This is a genomic window from Cyclobacterium xiamenense, from assembly GCF_900109255.1.
Classification (GTDB): Bacteria; Bacteroidota; Bacteroidia; order Cytophagales; family Cyclobacteriaceae; genus Cyclobacterium; species Cyclobacterium xiamenense.
Genome location: NZ_FNZH01000003.1, coordinates 218,505 through 232,998, shown reverse-complemented (window position 1 = coordinate 232,998; position 14,494 = coordinate 218,505). Strand labels below are relative to the sequence as shown.

Here is a 14,494-nt window from a genome sequence, read left to right as displayed (position 1 = left end):
TTCACCAAACAACCTTCGAAACATGACAGACCACCATTTATCCCGGCGACATTTTCTTCAAAAAAGTGTGGCCGCCGGACTTGGCTTATCCGTACTGGGCCAACATGCATTGCCCGTCTTTGCCAAAGAATCCGGTATGAAACTGGGCCTGGTCACCTATCAATGGGGCAAAGACTGGGACCTTCCCACCCTCATCGCCAATTGTGAAAAAACGGGCCTGTTGGGAGTAGAATTACGCACGGAACACGCGCACGGTGTGGAAACCTCCCTCTCTTCGCGCCAACGACGAGAGGTAAAAAAACGCTTTGCCGATAGCCCGGTTACCTGCCTGGGCTACGGATCCAACTTTGCCTACCATTACACGGATCAGGCGGAAGTTCGCCAAAACATCGAAGGCACCAAGGAATACCTAAAACTCTGCAAAGACATAGGCGCTACGGGCATCAAAGTGAAGCCAAATGGGTTACCCGAATCGGTCTCTAAAGAAAAGACCATCGCTCAGATCGCCGCTTCGTTCAATGAGGTGGGCGCCTTTGCCAAAGACCTGGGGCAGTTGGTCCGGGTGGAAGTACATGGAAAACTCACCCAACAGCTGCCTAATATGAAGGCCATTTTTGATCAGGTAGATCAGGATAGCGTCAAGGTATGCTGGAATTGCAACGACGAAGACTTATTGCCTCCCGGCCTGGAAGCAAATTTCCATTCGGTGAAAAAGTGGTTTGGCGACACCGTTCACATTCGCGAACTAAATGTCGGGAATTATCCCTACCAACAACTCATGAACCTGTTTGGGGAAATCAATTACGAGGGCTGGATTCTACTGGAGGCGCGTACCACCCCTGCTGACCGCATTGCCGCCATGAAAGAGCAATTGGAAATCTTTAACAAGATGACGAACGCATAATTTTGCCAGGGAATACCCATTTCTGCACCGACGCAGGAAGGCAGACCAAGAGTTAGTAAAAAAGGCCACCCAACGATGTTGAGGTGGCCTTTTTGTTTTCTCAGGCGTTATCCGCCGCAAATTGTTCCACGGCTTCCCATACCCGAAACAAGTTTTTGTAACAAACTTTCTCGATATCCTCCTTGCTGTAACCACGTTTCAGCAGTTCTGCGATCAAATTTGGGTACATGGACACGTCCTTCAGCCCCGTAGGTAAGGTATCCCCTACCCCATCGAAATCGGATCCAAAGCCCAAATGGTCAATGCCTACCAGACTAACAATATGGTCAAAGTGATCGGCTACCTTCTGTACCGATGGAAAGGGATTATTGGCGGCCACGTACTCGGAAATGTACTCTTGAGCCTCGGGGTCGGTGCGGCTAAGTTCATTTTCTGCCAGCCAGTTCACCAGATGTTCGCGAACGGCATCATTTCCCTCTCTGAAATCCTGGTCCACAAAACTACCCCCAAAATTAATCATGATGACTCCTCCGTTTTCAGCTAGTTTCTGAATCATATCATCCCCCATGTTCCGCTCAAATCCCGGCGTAAAATGCCTGGCAGAAGAATGGGAAGCGATCACGGGTACCTGGGTCACTTCGAGTACATCGTAAAACGTATCGTCTGATACGTGAGAGATATCGACCATAATGCCCAGTCGGTTCATTTCTTTGACGACCTCCACGCCGAATTCGCTGAGCCCCCCGTGCATGTAGGTGGTGTCGTAGGAAGAGTCACCGATCAGGTTGTCTTTGCTGTGTGTCAGCGTAATGTACCGGATGCCACGTTCGTGGAAATAGGCCAGGTTTTCCAGCTTATCCTCAATGGGGGCTCCATTTTCCATACCCATGGGTAGGGAAATTCGACCTGCCTCAAAATTGGCACGAATATCCGCCGGACTATAAGCCATTCCGAATTTATCAGGCCAGGTCGTTGTCAGGCGTTCCGTCATCAAAATCAGGGAATCAGCCAATGCCTTGGCGCCGCCCATTTCCTGGTAGCGCGCAGGGATATAAATTGACATAAATGGGGCATCGAGCCCCCCCTCTTTGGATCGGGGAAAATCAAAATTCCCCCCCTCCGTGCGCGTCGATACATCTAGAATCTCCCGCTGAAGGGTAAAGCCGCCGACTTTCATTCGATAAGGCAGATCGACATGGCCATCCACCATGATTGTTTGCTGCGCCAAATCCGTAGCGATCCGCATGCGATCCTCCTCGGAAAGCGCCGCATAATCGACGGTTTCACTTTTCTCGGAGGCGCAGGAAAACCCGAGAATGACTGAAAGCAGTGCTAAAACATAGGTACTTTTTTTCATTTTTTGTAATTTTTGTTGATAGTGGTTGTTTCTCGTGCAAGGTAGAATCCAAATATACAGATCTTTCAGCTTTTACCCTCTTCCCGGGAAAAATTCATTTTTTGGGGAATCGTGCGGATTCACCGAAAAATTGACGAAATTAGGGTTTGAACCAAACAAATAAGCCAATGAAGTTTTCAGCAAAATCCTACACACCGCTTGTATTTTCCATCGGTGCAGTCGTTGGTCTGGCCATGGCCTGCGGAACGGCCACCACAAATCAGGAAAGCGAGGGTACCGTCGCCGCTGAGGAACCCGTGGAACCGGGTCTGGAACTGCTTTGGGAAACCCCTGCCGAACTTACCACCAACGAGTCGGTTCATTTTGAAGAAAGCGGGGACATCCTGTACGTGGCCAATATTGAAGGCGGTCCCGATGAAAAAGACGGTGTTGGATCCATCTCTAAAGTGAGTACATCCGGAGAAATTCTGGAACGGGATTGGGTTACCGGCCTACACGCCCCCAAAGGCATGACCGTAATGAACGATCACTTGTACGTCACCGATATCGACCATCTGGTGGAGATTGACCTGGCTACCGGAGAGATTACCGAAACGTACGAGGTGGAAGGAGCTGTCTTTCTAAATGATGCGACAAGCGACGGAAAAAAGGTCTTCTTTTCCGACATGCGCACCAATACCATCCACTATCTGGAGGATGGAGGCATCCACACCTTTGCCACCGAACAAAAGAGCATCAATGGACTGCGAATCGGTAATGGAGGCATTCTGTATGGACTAGATGCCGAAGGTTTGAAACAATACAACAGTGACGGTAGTTTTGAACTCATCAATACGGAAGTGACCGGTGGTGATGGACTAATTGTCCTTGACGAACAGACGTTTATTGCCAGCCGTTGGGCAGGAGAGATCTACCTGGTTCAAGAAGGAAAGGCAACGAAAATTCTGGATACAACCGAGGAGGAGTCAAATACTGCCGATATTGGATTTATCCCCGATGAAAATATTGTTCTGGTCCCCACTTTTTTCAAAAATAAAGTGGTGGCCTATCAATTAACCTATTGAACGACACAGGGAATGGGAATACAAATTGAATGATTATTCCATTGCTTTCGTTACATAGGTAGAGAACAAAAAGTTGCTGAAAAAAATCTAGCCTTTAATTTTTGACAGCATTGTTGTTAATTTGTGAAAAGGTAGCAATGTTTTGGCGTAAAAAAACAAATTGACCTCCAAAAGCGAACGCATAGTTTATGAATAAGTCAGAAAATATTAATTTCGAACTAGAAAAGAATGCCGAAGTTATCAGTCAATTGGATGACTTTGTCACCGAAACCGTAAAAACCACACTCATGGATCCGGACGATTGCTGGCAACCCACTGATTTCCTTCCGGACATGACCCAACCCGATGCCCTCGATCAGGTGAAGTTATTGAGGGAACGCGCCGCAGAGATTCCGGATACGATCATCACATCCCTTGTTGGAAACATGATTACGGAAGAGGCATTACCAAGCTACCAAACTTACTTCAATATGCTGGCCGGCATCAACGAGGAAGGCTCGCTGACAAGCGAAAGAGGTTGGGTGCAATGGACCAAGGCCTGGACAGCAGAAGAAAACCGCCATGGAGATCTTTTAAATAAATACTTGTACCTTTCCGGCCGGGCCGATATGCGGAAGGTGGAACAAACCATCCACCGGCTAATCTACAACGGATTTGACCCACGCTCCGAAAAAGATCCCTACCAGGCGATTATTTACACCTCCTTCCAGGAGCGAGCCACAAAAATATCCCACGTCAACACCGGTAAATTGGCCGACAAGGCAGGGGATTTGGTACTTGGCAAAATATGCAAGCAAATCGCCGGAGATGAGGCAAGGCACGAAAAAGCCTACAAAAGCTTTATGACGGAAATCTTCGAAATCGATCCGAGCGGCGCCATGCTTGCCTTTGAAAAAATGATGCGCAAGCAAATCGTCATGCCGGCAGTGCTGATGGGCGAGGGAGGGAATAACCCGTCCATCTTTGATCAGTTTTCTGCCATTACCCAGAAAGTAGGGATCTACACCGGATGGGATTATGCGCGTATCATCGATCATTTGGTCAAACTCTGGAAAGTGGAAACGGTGACAGGGTTGACTGACGTGGCAGCCAAGGCGCAAGAATACCTCGCCGGCCTATCCGCACGGTACATGCGACTGGCGGATCGAATGAAAACTCCTGATGAAATCAGTCTGGCTTGGATAAAGTAAAAAAAGGGCCAAAAAATAGCTGTAAAATTGCCCTTTAGAACGTTGCAAAATGTAAGTTTAAAAAGCTGCTTAATCACCCGTATCAAAGGTAGGCAAACAGGCTTCAACAAAAAATACCCCGATCGGGGTATTTTTTTTGCATTTTTGTCCGCACACATTGATTAGCAATACATTAAAAAATATATTTTCATACCCCCCTAACTCAAAGAGTACCGGTAGTTCCAGGCTTGGATGAGCGCCCCGCGTGCAACTAAAAGGGGGGCAATGAGAATTAGTGAGCGTTAAGATTTAAAAACAATACTTTGATTTCCCGCGTTGCAAGGCTTGGGTACCAGCGAACGGCGATGAGAGGTCCGGTCTGAACGGTCCAACTGTTTTTTTACTTTAAAAAATTCGCAAAAACACCAAAAATGCGTTTCCATATAGCCGCGTCCGCATGCAGGGGAAGTACTAGTGTTCCTCGCGGGCCTTGCTCGCCAGTAGCCCCACTCGTAACTCAAAATAACTGTATTTTTCTCCAAAATGCGCTTTTAAGGGATTCAAAAGATTGGTTTGAAGTTGGGCGGCGGCAGACGCGATTTCCTGAAGTTGCGCATCTGCAAGCCATTTCTCGGGACTACTGTCTCCGGAAGCGAGAAGCTTCAACACGTGCCCCTCAATGGTGCTGCGGGCCAGCCCCCTTTTTTCCACAATTTCCTCCAGCGAATTTCCTTGATTAAGCAAGGCTAGCGTCTCGTTTATGGAAGAAGTAATGGTTTGTTTTACTGTTCGTTTGGGTTTCGGACTCCCCCCTGCCCCGGATACTGTAGGGTTATCATTCAGGTAGCCCCGTATTTCATTCAAAAAGCTATCCCCGTATTTTTCCAATTTCTGGTTTCCGACTCCGTGAATCTGAAGAAGTGCCTGCTTACTTGTGGGGTAGTATCGGGCCATTTCCACAAGTGTTGCATCCGAAAAAATGATGTAGGGAGGGACGTCCTGTTTTCGTGCAAGCTCAAAGCGTACGGTTTTTAGTTTGGCAAGCAGCCGCTCGTCCTTTTCGTTTTCCCTAACTCCTTGCAGCAACTCATCTTTTTCCATGTTGAGAAAAATCTTTTCTTTTTGCTTCAATTTTTCCCAGGCCAGTTGGGTGAGTTTAACAATCGGGCGAAGGGGATCTTCCTGACTCAAATACCCTTCCGCGATCAGTTGTTGTCCCAGGGTTTTCCAAAATTCCTCAGACCGGTCCTTGCCAATACCAAAAACCGATAACGCTTTCTGCCAGGATGCGATTTTAGCCGCCTGAGAGCCTCTCAAAACCAAGATGACATGCCCCAAACCAAACTTTTGGTCCAACCGAACAACGGCAGAAAGCAGCATTTGGGAATAAATGGTCATGTCTTCTTTCTCATTTTTCTGTAGGCAGGTGTCGCAATTTCCGCATTCTCCGGGGTAATCTTCCCCAAAATACCGAAGGAGAAACGTTCTCCTGCATTCCCTGCTTTGGCAATACCGCACCATCTCGTTCAACTTGGATTTCATGTGCCGCACATACGTGGGATCCTCGGCATTTTCCAGCATACGCGACAGGGTGATGCTATCCCCAAAACTGTAAAACAAGAGTGCCTCGCCAGGCAATCCATCCCGGCCGGCGCGCCCGGTTTCCTGGTAGTAGCTTTCGATATTCTGCGGCATGTTGGTATGCACCACAAAACGGACATTCGACTTGTCTATGCCCATTCCAAAAGCCACTGTGGCCACGATAATCCGAACCTCGTCCCGAATGAACTTTTCCTGATTGGCTTGCCTGACTTCCCTGGCTAGGCCGGCATGGTAGGGAAGCGCAGCATGGCCGTTGGCATTGAGCTTCCAGGCCGTTTCCTCTACCGACTTTCGAGACAGGCAGTACACGATCCCGGAATCGGTTGGGCGTACGGATAAAAAATCCAGCAGCTTCCCAAATGCATCGGAGCGGAGCGTTACCCGGTAGGTAATGTTCGGGCGGTCGAAAGAAGAAATAAACCATTGAGGGTTTGTTAGCTTGAGCCCTAAAGCAATGTCTTTTCTGGTTTGTTGGTCTGCGGTGGCTGTAAGGGCTAAAAATGGCGTATCGGCGAAAATCCCCCGGAGGTCCCCCAACTTCAGGTACTCCGGTCTAAAATCGTGCCCCCATTGGGACACACAATGGGCTTCATCCACTGCCACCAGCGATAGTTCTACCTTTTTCAGCAAGTCTACCAATGGATACGCACCACCAAAAAGGCGTTCCGGCGCCACATACAACAGTTTAACCCTACCCGTAAAAACCCCATCGGAAATATGGCGTTGCTCGCTGATATCCTGGGTGGAATTCAAAAATGCGGCGGGAATACCCAGTTCATTCATCGCATCCACCTGATCTTTCATCAAGGCTATTAGCGGAGACACCACCAGGGTCAACCCTGGTAGAATCATGGCTGGAACCTGGTAACAGACCGATTTCCCCGCACCCGTTGGCATCAAGGCTATGCAATCCTTTTTTTCCAATACCTGTTGGATAATGGCTTCTTGTTTGCCTCTAAACGACGCGTATCCATAAAATTGCTTTAATACTTCCAGTGGTTGCATGGCTGGCTTTGGTAGGGATAAAAATCCAATAAATTTAAAGGTACTACAATTTAAAAAAAATTCTACTAACGGCCTCCGTTCGCCAGGGATCAGCGCTCATCGTTTGATAATCTTTAACCGCTGATGTTCGTTTCCCCAATACAGGTGAATCACATACACCCCCGTAGGTAGTGTTGGAATCGTTGTGCACAATTCCTGGTTCAACCCCTCCAAGTCTTTGTTTTCAAGACGAACCACCTGTCCAACCGAACCATAGACCGACACATGCAACGGCTCACCGTTGTATCTATTTTGATCCAGCAGAGAGAGCCTCACGCCGACACCTGCCACCGGGTTGGGATACATTCTCCATACCAGCGGCTCGGAGGAAATTCCAGGAATAGGTATTCCCAGAACATCCCCCAAAATTTGTTGCCTGCTACTTTGATCCACTTGAACCAACCGGTAATAGAGACGAGTTTCATACAGCGGCAGTGCGGAATCCGAAAGCGAATAGGCTCCCTGTTCCGCTGTGCTGAGGGGGTGGTTTACTTCCGCTAAGGGAAAAAAATTGGCGGCGCTACCAATGGCTCTTTCCACAATAAAGTACTGGTGGTTTTCCTCTACACCCGTGGTCCAGGATACCCTCACGCTCCTGGACTCGGGATAAAATCGGACTTGCTGCGCTACCAATTCCACGGGGAGTATATTGCAGGGATAAAACTTCCCTTGGTCAAGCTCTTGCGTCCGCCCTCCAACAGAAGGCGTGGGATAACTCCCGCACACAAATATCTTCGATTGCTCGTCGGCGATAATGGTGGCACTTCCATCCACGAGTACATCCCCACCTACGGACACTTCGCTTGTTCCTCCAATGGTAATCCCGGTATCCCCTCGAATGTCTATGTCCTGGTCGATGATTACCTGCGAATCCCCAAAGGTATTGAATTGATGCTGTCTACCTCCCGTGACCAACAAACCTACCGTTCGAAAAAACCCGGTAACATTGATGACGGAAGAGTTTCCGGAATATTCCGTTAGCCCTGCACTGGTAATGGCTCCACCTGCTTGCACATGCAAAATTGCCCTATTTTGTACCTCTACCGATCCCACGTCCATTGTACCCGAACCGTCTCCTCCCAAATAGAGCTCGGTAGGATCGGAACTTCCTCCCTGGGAAATGATGAGCTCTCCGGATACCGCAACGCGCGCGTTTTCCTCGATGGATACGAGTATGTCCCTATTTCCTTCAATGGCAAGGTTACCGGTAATGGTGAGTTCGGCACCATTACCTACCGTAAGGGAAGTGAAGGTCCCTCCCAATAGTACATCGCCGGTTAGTTGGACATCCTGGTTAACAATTACTTCCACCAGGCATGCGGTAGAAACGAATGGAGGCCAGGAACCGTTCGCGGTACAGCCTATCGGGTCATTTAGCGGACTTACCGACCAGCAAGCCCCGTCCTGCCAGGTATTGGAGCAGCCCGGTGCTGCCGGAGTGTATTCGTATACTTGTGCGTGTAAACGGGTCGTGGCACTTGCAAGCGTGATACAAACGAGGGCTGTTAGATAATACCTTGGCATGAAAAGAGTAAAGAAAATAGGTTTGGTATACGTTTTTATGTATTACGTAAACACCAATGTAATTCCTATTCCCAACTTTTACAAACCAACGGAAAAATAATATGCATTTTATTTTATATGAATTACATATTTTTAGTTTTGTAAGTCATATTTTAGGCGTATTCGATGCGTTGGTCTCGAAACCAGCTCTTCTAAGGATGACAAAACCACTACGAAATAAAAAACGAGGAGACCATTTCCTATTGCCGAATTTTTTTGGGGCGGAAACTGTCGGACAAGAACTCATATCTTCATGATTTTAACACGGTGCACCTCTCCGCCACACACGAGTTCCAGCACACACACACCTTTGCTTGCCTCTTGAATGACCTCTTGCAGCCATTGGTCCAGGGACATTCCGATCTCGCCCTCAAAGGATACCGAAAATGCTCCGTGAGAAAAACGCACATGTACCGGCCCGGATACAAATCCCTCGCTTACTTTAAGCTGCAAGTTCGAGCCATCGCTGGGGTTTGGGAAAGCGGTCAAGCGGATTTCCTCCGGCTCGCTGCTTTCCACGCTCGTCGAAATCACTTCGCTATAAGCACTTTCTCCGGTAAAGTCAACCTGCTTGAGTCGGTAATACACCATCCCCTCAATGCCTCCAAGCCGGGTGTCCTGAAACGTATATCGGGTCTCCGCACTGGTCCAGCCAGCAGCCACAACTTCGCCCAATTTTTCAAAGTTATCTACCCCCCCGACAGAACGTTCGATTTCATAATGGCTGGATGCAGTTTCTTTAGCGGTCTTCCAAACCAATTGATTTCCTTGTACTGCAAGTGGAGTTACAGAAAACGACTTCCAAACCACTGGCAAAGCCAGGCAACCCGGACCGTAAAAGGCGTCGTTCTTCATGGTGACATGATACGTTTCTTTCTGGGTGGAATTGGGGTAGTCGCAAATGAAAAAACCGGAGGTATTCTTTCCATTTATGGAACCGCCATTGGAAGCGGTGAGCTTTCCTCCAACAAATATTTCTGAGGTATCGTGTAAATGGAAGGAACCATTGGTCATGGTAACGTCCTTCTTGATCAACCCCATCGCTGTATTCCTGGTTGTAATGGTCGCTCCTCCGCTGGTATGCAGGTTTTCCTCAAAGGTAAACGAGGCATTGTTTTCTGCTTGTAGCGAGCCACCGTGACTCATGGTGACATTACCGGTAAACAATCCGTTTGCATCGTCTTTCAGCCGGATTGATCCGCTCTGTCCGGTAGAGGTCGTTCCAGTTACGAGAATGTTTCCGCTTCCATGTAGGTTTAAGTTACCGTTTGTAATATCCAGGTCGCCCGTTACCCGGGCTGTCCCGTTTTGTGACCCGATGGTTACGGTTCCGCCGGAGGTATAATTCAAATCCACTGTCTCAAAAAGCCCGTATACGTTTAAGTTGGCATTACTTCTCATGACGGTTCTCTCCAGCACTTCCAGTATTCCTCCCTCTTCTACCGTGATGGTGGGCTGATTGTTGCCAATGACAAATTCTTTTATCGTCATTTTTGCATTTTTGGGAACAACAATCGTCACTTTTCGATCTATTACAAACTGTCCGTTTACAACCAATTCGGCTCCTTCTGCCAAAACGATTTGCGGAACGGATCCGCCACCGTTAATGGTGAGGTTTCCGTTAAAAATCAACTTAGCATTCGCACCTAACCAAACTCCGGAGAAGGTGCCACTGCCAAAACCCTGCGCATTTCCGTCGTACTCCACCTCGTGATTGATCCCTACGGTTATTGCACAGCCCCAGTTTTTCGCAATCGGGGGAAAACCACTACTAAGGTTCTGATTCGAATTGCATGAGGTCGAGCTGCTCCAGGTGGAGTTTTGCTTCCATTTGCCGTCCGCGACACTTGAGAAATCCTGTCCAATAGCCTGTCCAACTGAAACATAGATCAATACACCGGCAAACAAACGTGCAAAATTCTGAATGGTTAGGAAAAAGGTTTTCATGGCTGTCCGTATTAGATTGTAGCCTAAAACTACCAGCCATTTACTGCCTACCGGAAATTATTCGTTCAAGCTGTGGGAATCGCGGTCAAAACTGGAAAAATAGACGGTCAAAAACTTTACAAATACTTTTTTTTGTATTTTGAATTGCCTTTTTTCCCGGACATTCAGCAGCATTTCCGGCGTTCAGGACGGCTATAAAGCAGCTCTGTGACACGAATGCAGCGTTCCATTGATACTGGATGCTACGGATTGTCAGTTATTTGCGTCTAAAAAAACGTAACCTACTAAAACCGATCCCTTTTTCGAGTCTTGGTGAGGATGAGACTGGGCAGCTTTGAAAGCGATTGGTGCCACCAAAAAAATTCCTCCTCCTCCTACAAGCAATCCCCGGCGAGTAAGGCGGCGTTTCCGGAAGAAGCCTATTCGAAAAAAGGCAATCGAAGGTTTGGAAAGCAAATGCAGACAAAAAATGGGATTCGTCCTGATTACTATTCGTTTGGCAATTTACCGGGGGTCTTGCGGTCCCAAAAAAAAAGCGGCAATCCCTCAAAAGGAAAAGCCGCTGCTCCAGTGGTTTATTGGGCAGGAATTACCCGTTCATACTGATCAGAAATTCCGCATTGTCTCTGGTGCCTTTCATACGCTGCAACAGAAACTCCATGGCTTCTTGAGAGGTCATATCGGACATAATTTTTCTCAAAATCCAAACCCGTTGCATTTCTTCCTTGTCCATCAACAAGTCTTCCCTTCTTGTGCCCGAGCCTGGTACATCGATGGCTGGGTAAATGCGTCGGTTGGACAGTTTTCTATCGAGTGACAGCTCCATGTTACCGGTTCCCTTGAATTCCTCAAAGATAACCTCGTCCATTTTGGATCCGGTTTCTACCAACGCGGTGGCGATAATGGTGAGCGACCCCCCGTTTTCTACGTTTCGGGCGGCGCCGAAAAAGCGCTTGGGTTTGTGAAGCGCGTTGGCATCCACACCGCCAGACAAGATCTTTCCTGAAGAAGGTACCACGGTATTGTGTGCACGCGCAAGTCGTGTGATGGAATCAAGCAAAATCACCACATCGTGACCGCATTCGACCATGCGCTTTGCTTTTTCCAATACAAGTGCTGCTACTTTTACGTGCCTTTCGGCCTGTTCGTCAAAGGTAGACGAGATTACTTCTGCTTTTACCGACCGCGCCATGTCCGTGACTTCTTCGGGACGTTCGTCGATCAATAAAATCATCAGGTGAACTTCCGGGTGGTTTTCGGCGATGGCATTGGCAATTTTTTGCAACAATACCGTTTTTCCCGTTTTTGGTTGGGCCACGATCATTCCCCGCTGTCCTTTTCCGATGGGTGCGAAAAGATCCACGATTCGGGTTGAGTAATTGTCGTGCTTGGTGGTCAGTCGCAAGCGCTCCTCTGGAAAGAGAGGGGTAAGGTATTCAAACGGGATTCGATCCCTGATTTCATCGGAGGTTTTGCCGTTAACGGTCCCTACTTTAAGTAAGGCAAAATACTTTTCGCCTTCTTTGGGAGGGCGTATTTGCCCCTGAATGTTATCTCCCGTTTTTAGTCCAAAAAGTTTGATTTGGGAGGGAGAAACGTAAATGTCATCCGGTGAGGCCAGGTAATTGTAATCAAGTGAACGTAAAAATCCATAGCCATCAGACATGATCTCCAACACACCTGAATTTTCAATGATCCCGTCAAAATCCTTGATGGTAACCGAAGTCTTTCTTTTGGGGATAAAGGTAGAGTCCGGTTGTGGTGGCTCCTCCACTTCTTTGGGGCTTCTCTTCTTTGAAAAATCTTGCTCGGTTGCAGGGGTTGGATTTACGTCGTTTCCCGACTTCAATTCCTCTACGTCCACTACAGCCCTGCGTCTGGGGCGAAAACTGCGGCCTTTGGAGTCGTCTCCTTTTGCGGCACTTTTGCTCAGGTTCTCTTCCGGTTTTTTATTTTCCGCTTTGTCTACGGATTTTTTATCGGGAACGTCGGCTTTGGGCTTGAAGGAATCCTCCGTCTTAGGTTTTTTGGGCTTGTCCTCTCTGGCGACACTTTCGTTTGCGCTTTTATCCTCCTTGGGAATCTCGGTTACATTCTGTCGTCTGAATTTGGGCTTTTCCTCGGCGTTGGATTTGGTTTCCTCTGCGGTCTTTTCTTCCACAACAACTTCTGTCTCTACCTTGGAAGGCTTTTTCTTTGGAAGTGATTTCTCCGGAGTAATCGCCTGCTGGTCCAAAATGGCATACACCAAATCCTCTTTCTTTAATGACTTGAAATTCTTAACCCCCAACTCCTCTGCTATTTCTTTTAATTCAGACAATAGCCTGATTCTTAATTCTTCTATGTTATACATAAAAAACGTGTGAATGTAATTCTAGACTGTGTAAATGATGAAATGGTATGTATCTTGATTGGTATAAAAAGGTATACAGACAATACTCAAACCCCCAGGATGGCGATCTTCTGCTTTTCTTGACGGTACAATATTACATCAATCGGTGCTAATACGCAAATTTTTGCTTAATTGTTATTTCACTCGGAAGAATTCCCCTCACATATATTCCTTCGGCTAATTTTGGTTTCCTGTATGACATCGTATTAATTTTAGGTTGTGAAATAATTTCTCCCCATGACGCCTCGTAACGATCATCCCGTACAACTGACCGCCTATTCCTTACTCTCCGTCGCTTTGCTACTTTGGTTGATGCACGTGGGATCTTTTATATTGGTGCCCCTGATTTGGGGGATATTTTTCGCCTTTGCCTTGCACCCCATGAGTAACTGGCTGGAAAACAACCGCTTTCCGCGATCCCTGGCAATTGGACTGACCCTCGTCTTTATCAGCATTTTTGGGGCTACCGTCATTTATGTATTGCTCAACCAAATGATATTACTTATCGCGGACATACCGGAAATCGGTAGCATTCTTCAGGAAAAAATAAACGCATACCTGATTGAAATAGAAAACCGCCTTGGGATTGCCGGCATAGAAGGACTGGAAGGCTGGGAATCCCTCAACTGGGTACCTCTGGAAAACCTAAATGAGACGGTTTTCAATACCGGAAAATCCCTAACGTTAATTGGAATTATTCCGCTGTACATTTTCCTATTGCTCTATTACAAGGATTTCTTTGTCGCTTTTCTACTAAAAGCATCATCAAAAAGTAACGAAGCCATTTTGGCCTGGGTGACGGATTCTGGAAAAGTCATTCATGCCTATTTGGTAGGCATGCTGAAGGTAACCTTCTTGGTGGCTGTCATGGCTGGCATCTACTTCTACCTTATTGGCATCAAGTACTTTTTTCTTTTTGCCTTGTTTATTGCCGTCATGAACCTTATTCCCTATATAGGTGTGGTCATAAGTTCCATCCTCGTTATTTTATATGTATTCCTAACGACGGACACCTTCCTGCTTCCAATGGTCACGCTATTGGTCCTGTGGGGTATCCAATTATTGGAAAACAACCTGATCACGCCGTTGGTAGTGGGATCTAAAGTAAAAGTAAACGTTTTGGTAGTCGTGCTGGCAATTTTGATCGGCGGAGGTATCTGGGGTATTTCCGGAATGGTCTTATTCATTCCACTCGTCGGAATCGTAAAAATTGCGTTTGACCGCATACCCTCCTTGCAACCTTACGGTTACCTGCTAGGTGACGATTTTCCCGTACTGGAAAAAAACGAAAACTTCGTACGAATGCTCCGAAAAAAATGGGCCAAGAAATAAAATGTGCGCACGAAAGGATTCGAACCTTCACACCCGAAGGCGCTGCCGCCTGAAGACAGTGCGTCTACCAATTTCGCCACGTGCGCATGTAAATTGTGACTGCAAAAATGAAAAATAAAT

Annotated in this window: 9 protein-coding genes and 1 tRNA gene; 4 read left to right on the top strand and 6 right to left on the bottom strand. The window is 47.3% G+C overall.

The window, feature by feature from the left end:
* The first annotated feature begins 22 nt into the window (after positions 1–22).
* The gene (locus tag BMW71_RS10485) at positions 23–904 is read left to right on the top strand and encodes a sugar phosphate isomerase/epimerase family protein (protein WP_092173360.1); all 882 of its coding nucleotides are present in this window, start codon (positions 23–25) and stop codon (positions 902–904) included.
* Between the two features lie 100 nt (positions 905–1,004).
* Here BMW71_RS10485 and BMW71_RS10480 read toward each other — a convergent pair whose 3' ends face one another.
* Positions 1,005–2,261: a dipeptidase gene (locus BMW71_RS10480; protein WP_092173357.1), complete on the bottom strand. Its 1,257-nt coding sequence runs from the start codon at positions 2,259–2,261 to the stop codon at positions 1,005–1,007.
* Positions 2,262–2,428: 167 nt separating this feature from the next.
* Here BMW71_RS10480 and BMW71_RS10475 point away from each other — a divergent pair, with 167 nt between their 5' ends.
* Positions 2,429–3,325, top strand: a complete 897-nt coding sequence (locus BMW71_RS10475) for an ATP-binding protein (RefSeq protein WP_092173354.1) — start codon at positions 2,429–2,431, stop codon at positions 3,323–3,325.
* A 188-nt stretch (positions 3,326–3,513) separates the two neighbouring features.
* On the top strand, positions 3,514–4,515 hold the full coding sequence (locus tag BMW71_RS10470; protein WP_092173351.1) for an acyl-ACP desaturase: 1,002 nt from the start codon (positions 3,514–3,516) through the stop codon (positions 4,513–4,515).
* Between the two features lie 450 nt (positions 4,516–4,965).
* Here the strand turns inward: BMW71_RS10470 and recQ are convergent, their stop codons facing one another.
* The 4 genes from recQ to rho all read right to left on the bottom strand — a co-directional run bounded on the left by recQ (position 4,966) and on the right by rho (position 13,003).
* Positions 4,966–7,101: a DNA helicase RecQ gene (gene recQ, locus BMW71_RS10465; RefSeq protein ID WP_092173348.1), complete on the bottom strand. Its 2,136-nt coding sequence runs from the start codon at positions 7,099–7,101 to the stop codon at positions 4,966–4,968.
* A 96-nt stretch (positions 7,102–7,197) separates the two neighbouring features.
* Positions 7,198–8,664, bottom strand: coding sequence for a T9SS type A sorting domain-containing protein (locus BMW71_RS10460; RefSeq protein WP_092173345.1), 1,467 nt, complete (start codon positions 8,662–8,664; stop codon positions 7,198–7,200).
* Positions 8,665–8,946: 282 nt separating this feature from the next.
* Complete coding sequence (locus BMW71_RS10455; protein ID WP_092173342.1) at positions 8,947–10,650, bottom strand: fibronectin type III domain-containing protein; 1,704 nt, start codon at positions 10,648–10,650, stop codon at positions 8,947–8,949.
* Positions 10,651–11,239: 589 nt separating this feature from the next.
* Complete coding sequence (rho, locus tag BMW71_RS10445; RefSeq protein WP_092173337.1) at positions 11,240–13,003, bottom strand: transcription termination factor Rho; 1,764 nt, start codon at positions 13,001–13,003, stop codon at positions 11,240–11,242.
* A gap of 276 nt (positions 13,004–13,279) precedes the next feature.
* Between rho and BMW71_RS10440 the strand changes: the two genes are divergently transcribed.
* A complete protein-coding gene (locus BMW71_RS10440) occupies positions 13,280–14,374 on the top strand; it encodes an AI-2E family transporter (protein WP_092173334.1) in 1,095 nt (364 codons plus the stop codon).
* A gap of 4 nt (positions 14,375–14,378) precedes the next feature.
* On the opposite strand, the gene BMW71_RS10435 is transcribed toward BMW71_RS10440, so the two are convergent.
* A tRNA-Leu gene (locus BMW71_RS10435) sits at positions 14,379–14,460 on the bottom strand.
* Positions 14,461–14,494 lie beyond the last annotated feature (34 nt).

What these genes read in the sequence shown, in the direction of transcription:
- BMW71_RS10485 (WP_092173360.1), top strand. Translation starts at nt 23, where the DNA reads ATGACAGACCACCATTTATCCCGGCGACATTTTCTTCAAAAAAGTGTG.
- BMW71_RS10480 (WP_092173357.1), bottom strand. Translation starts at nt 2,261, where the DNA reads ATGAAAAAAAGTACCTATGTTTTAGCACTGCTTTCAGTCATTCTCGGG.
- BMW71_RS10475 (WP_092173354.1), top strand. Translation starts at nt 2,429, where the DNA reads ATGAAGTTTTCAGCAAAATCCTACACACCGCTTGTATTTTCCATCGGT.
- BMW71_RS10470 (WP_092173351.1), top strand. Translation starts at nt 3,514, where the DNA reads ATGAATAAGTCAGAAAATATTAATTTCGAACTAGAAAAGAATGCCGAA.
- recQ (WP_092173348.1), bottom strand. Translation starts at nt 7,101, where the DNA reads ATGCAACCACTGGAAGTATTAAAGCAATTTTATGGATACGCGTCGTTT.
- BMW71_RS10460 (WP_092173345.1), bottom strand. Translation starts at nt 8,664, where the DNA reads ATGCCAAGGTATTATCTAACAGCCCTCGTTTGTATCACGCTTGCAAGT.
- BMW71_RS10455 (WP_092173342.1), bottom strand. Translation starts at nt 10,650, where the DNA reads ATGAAAACCTTTTTCCTAACCATTCAGAATTTTGCACGTTTGTTTGCC.
- rho (WP_092173337.1), bottom strand. Translation starts at nt 13,003, where the DNA reads ATGTATAACATAGAAGAATTAAGAATCAGGCTATTGTCTGAATTAAAA.
- BMW71_RS10440 (WP_092173334.1), top strand. Translation starts at nt 13,280, where the DNA reads ATGACGCCTCGTAACGATCATCCCGTACAACTGACCGCCTATTCCTTA.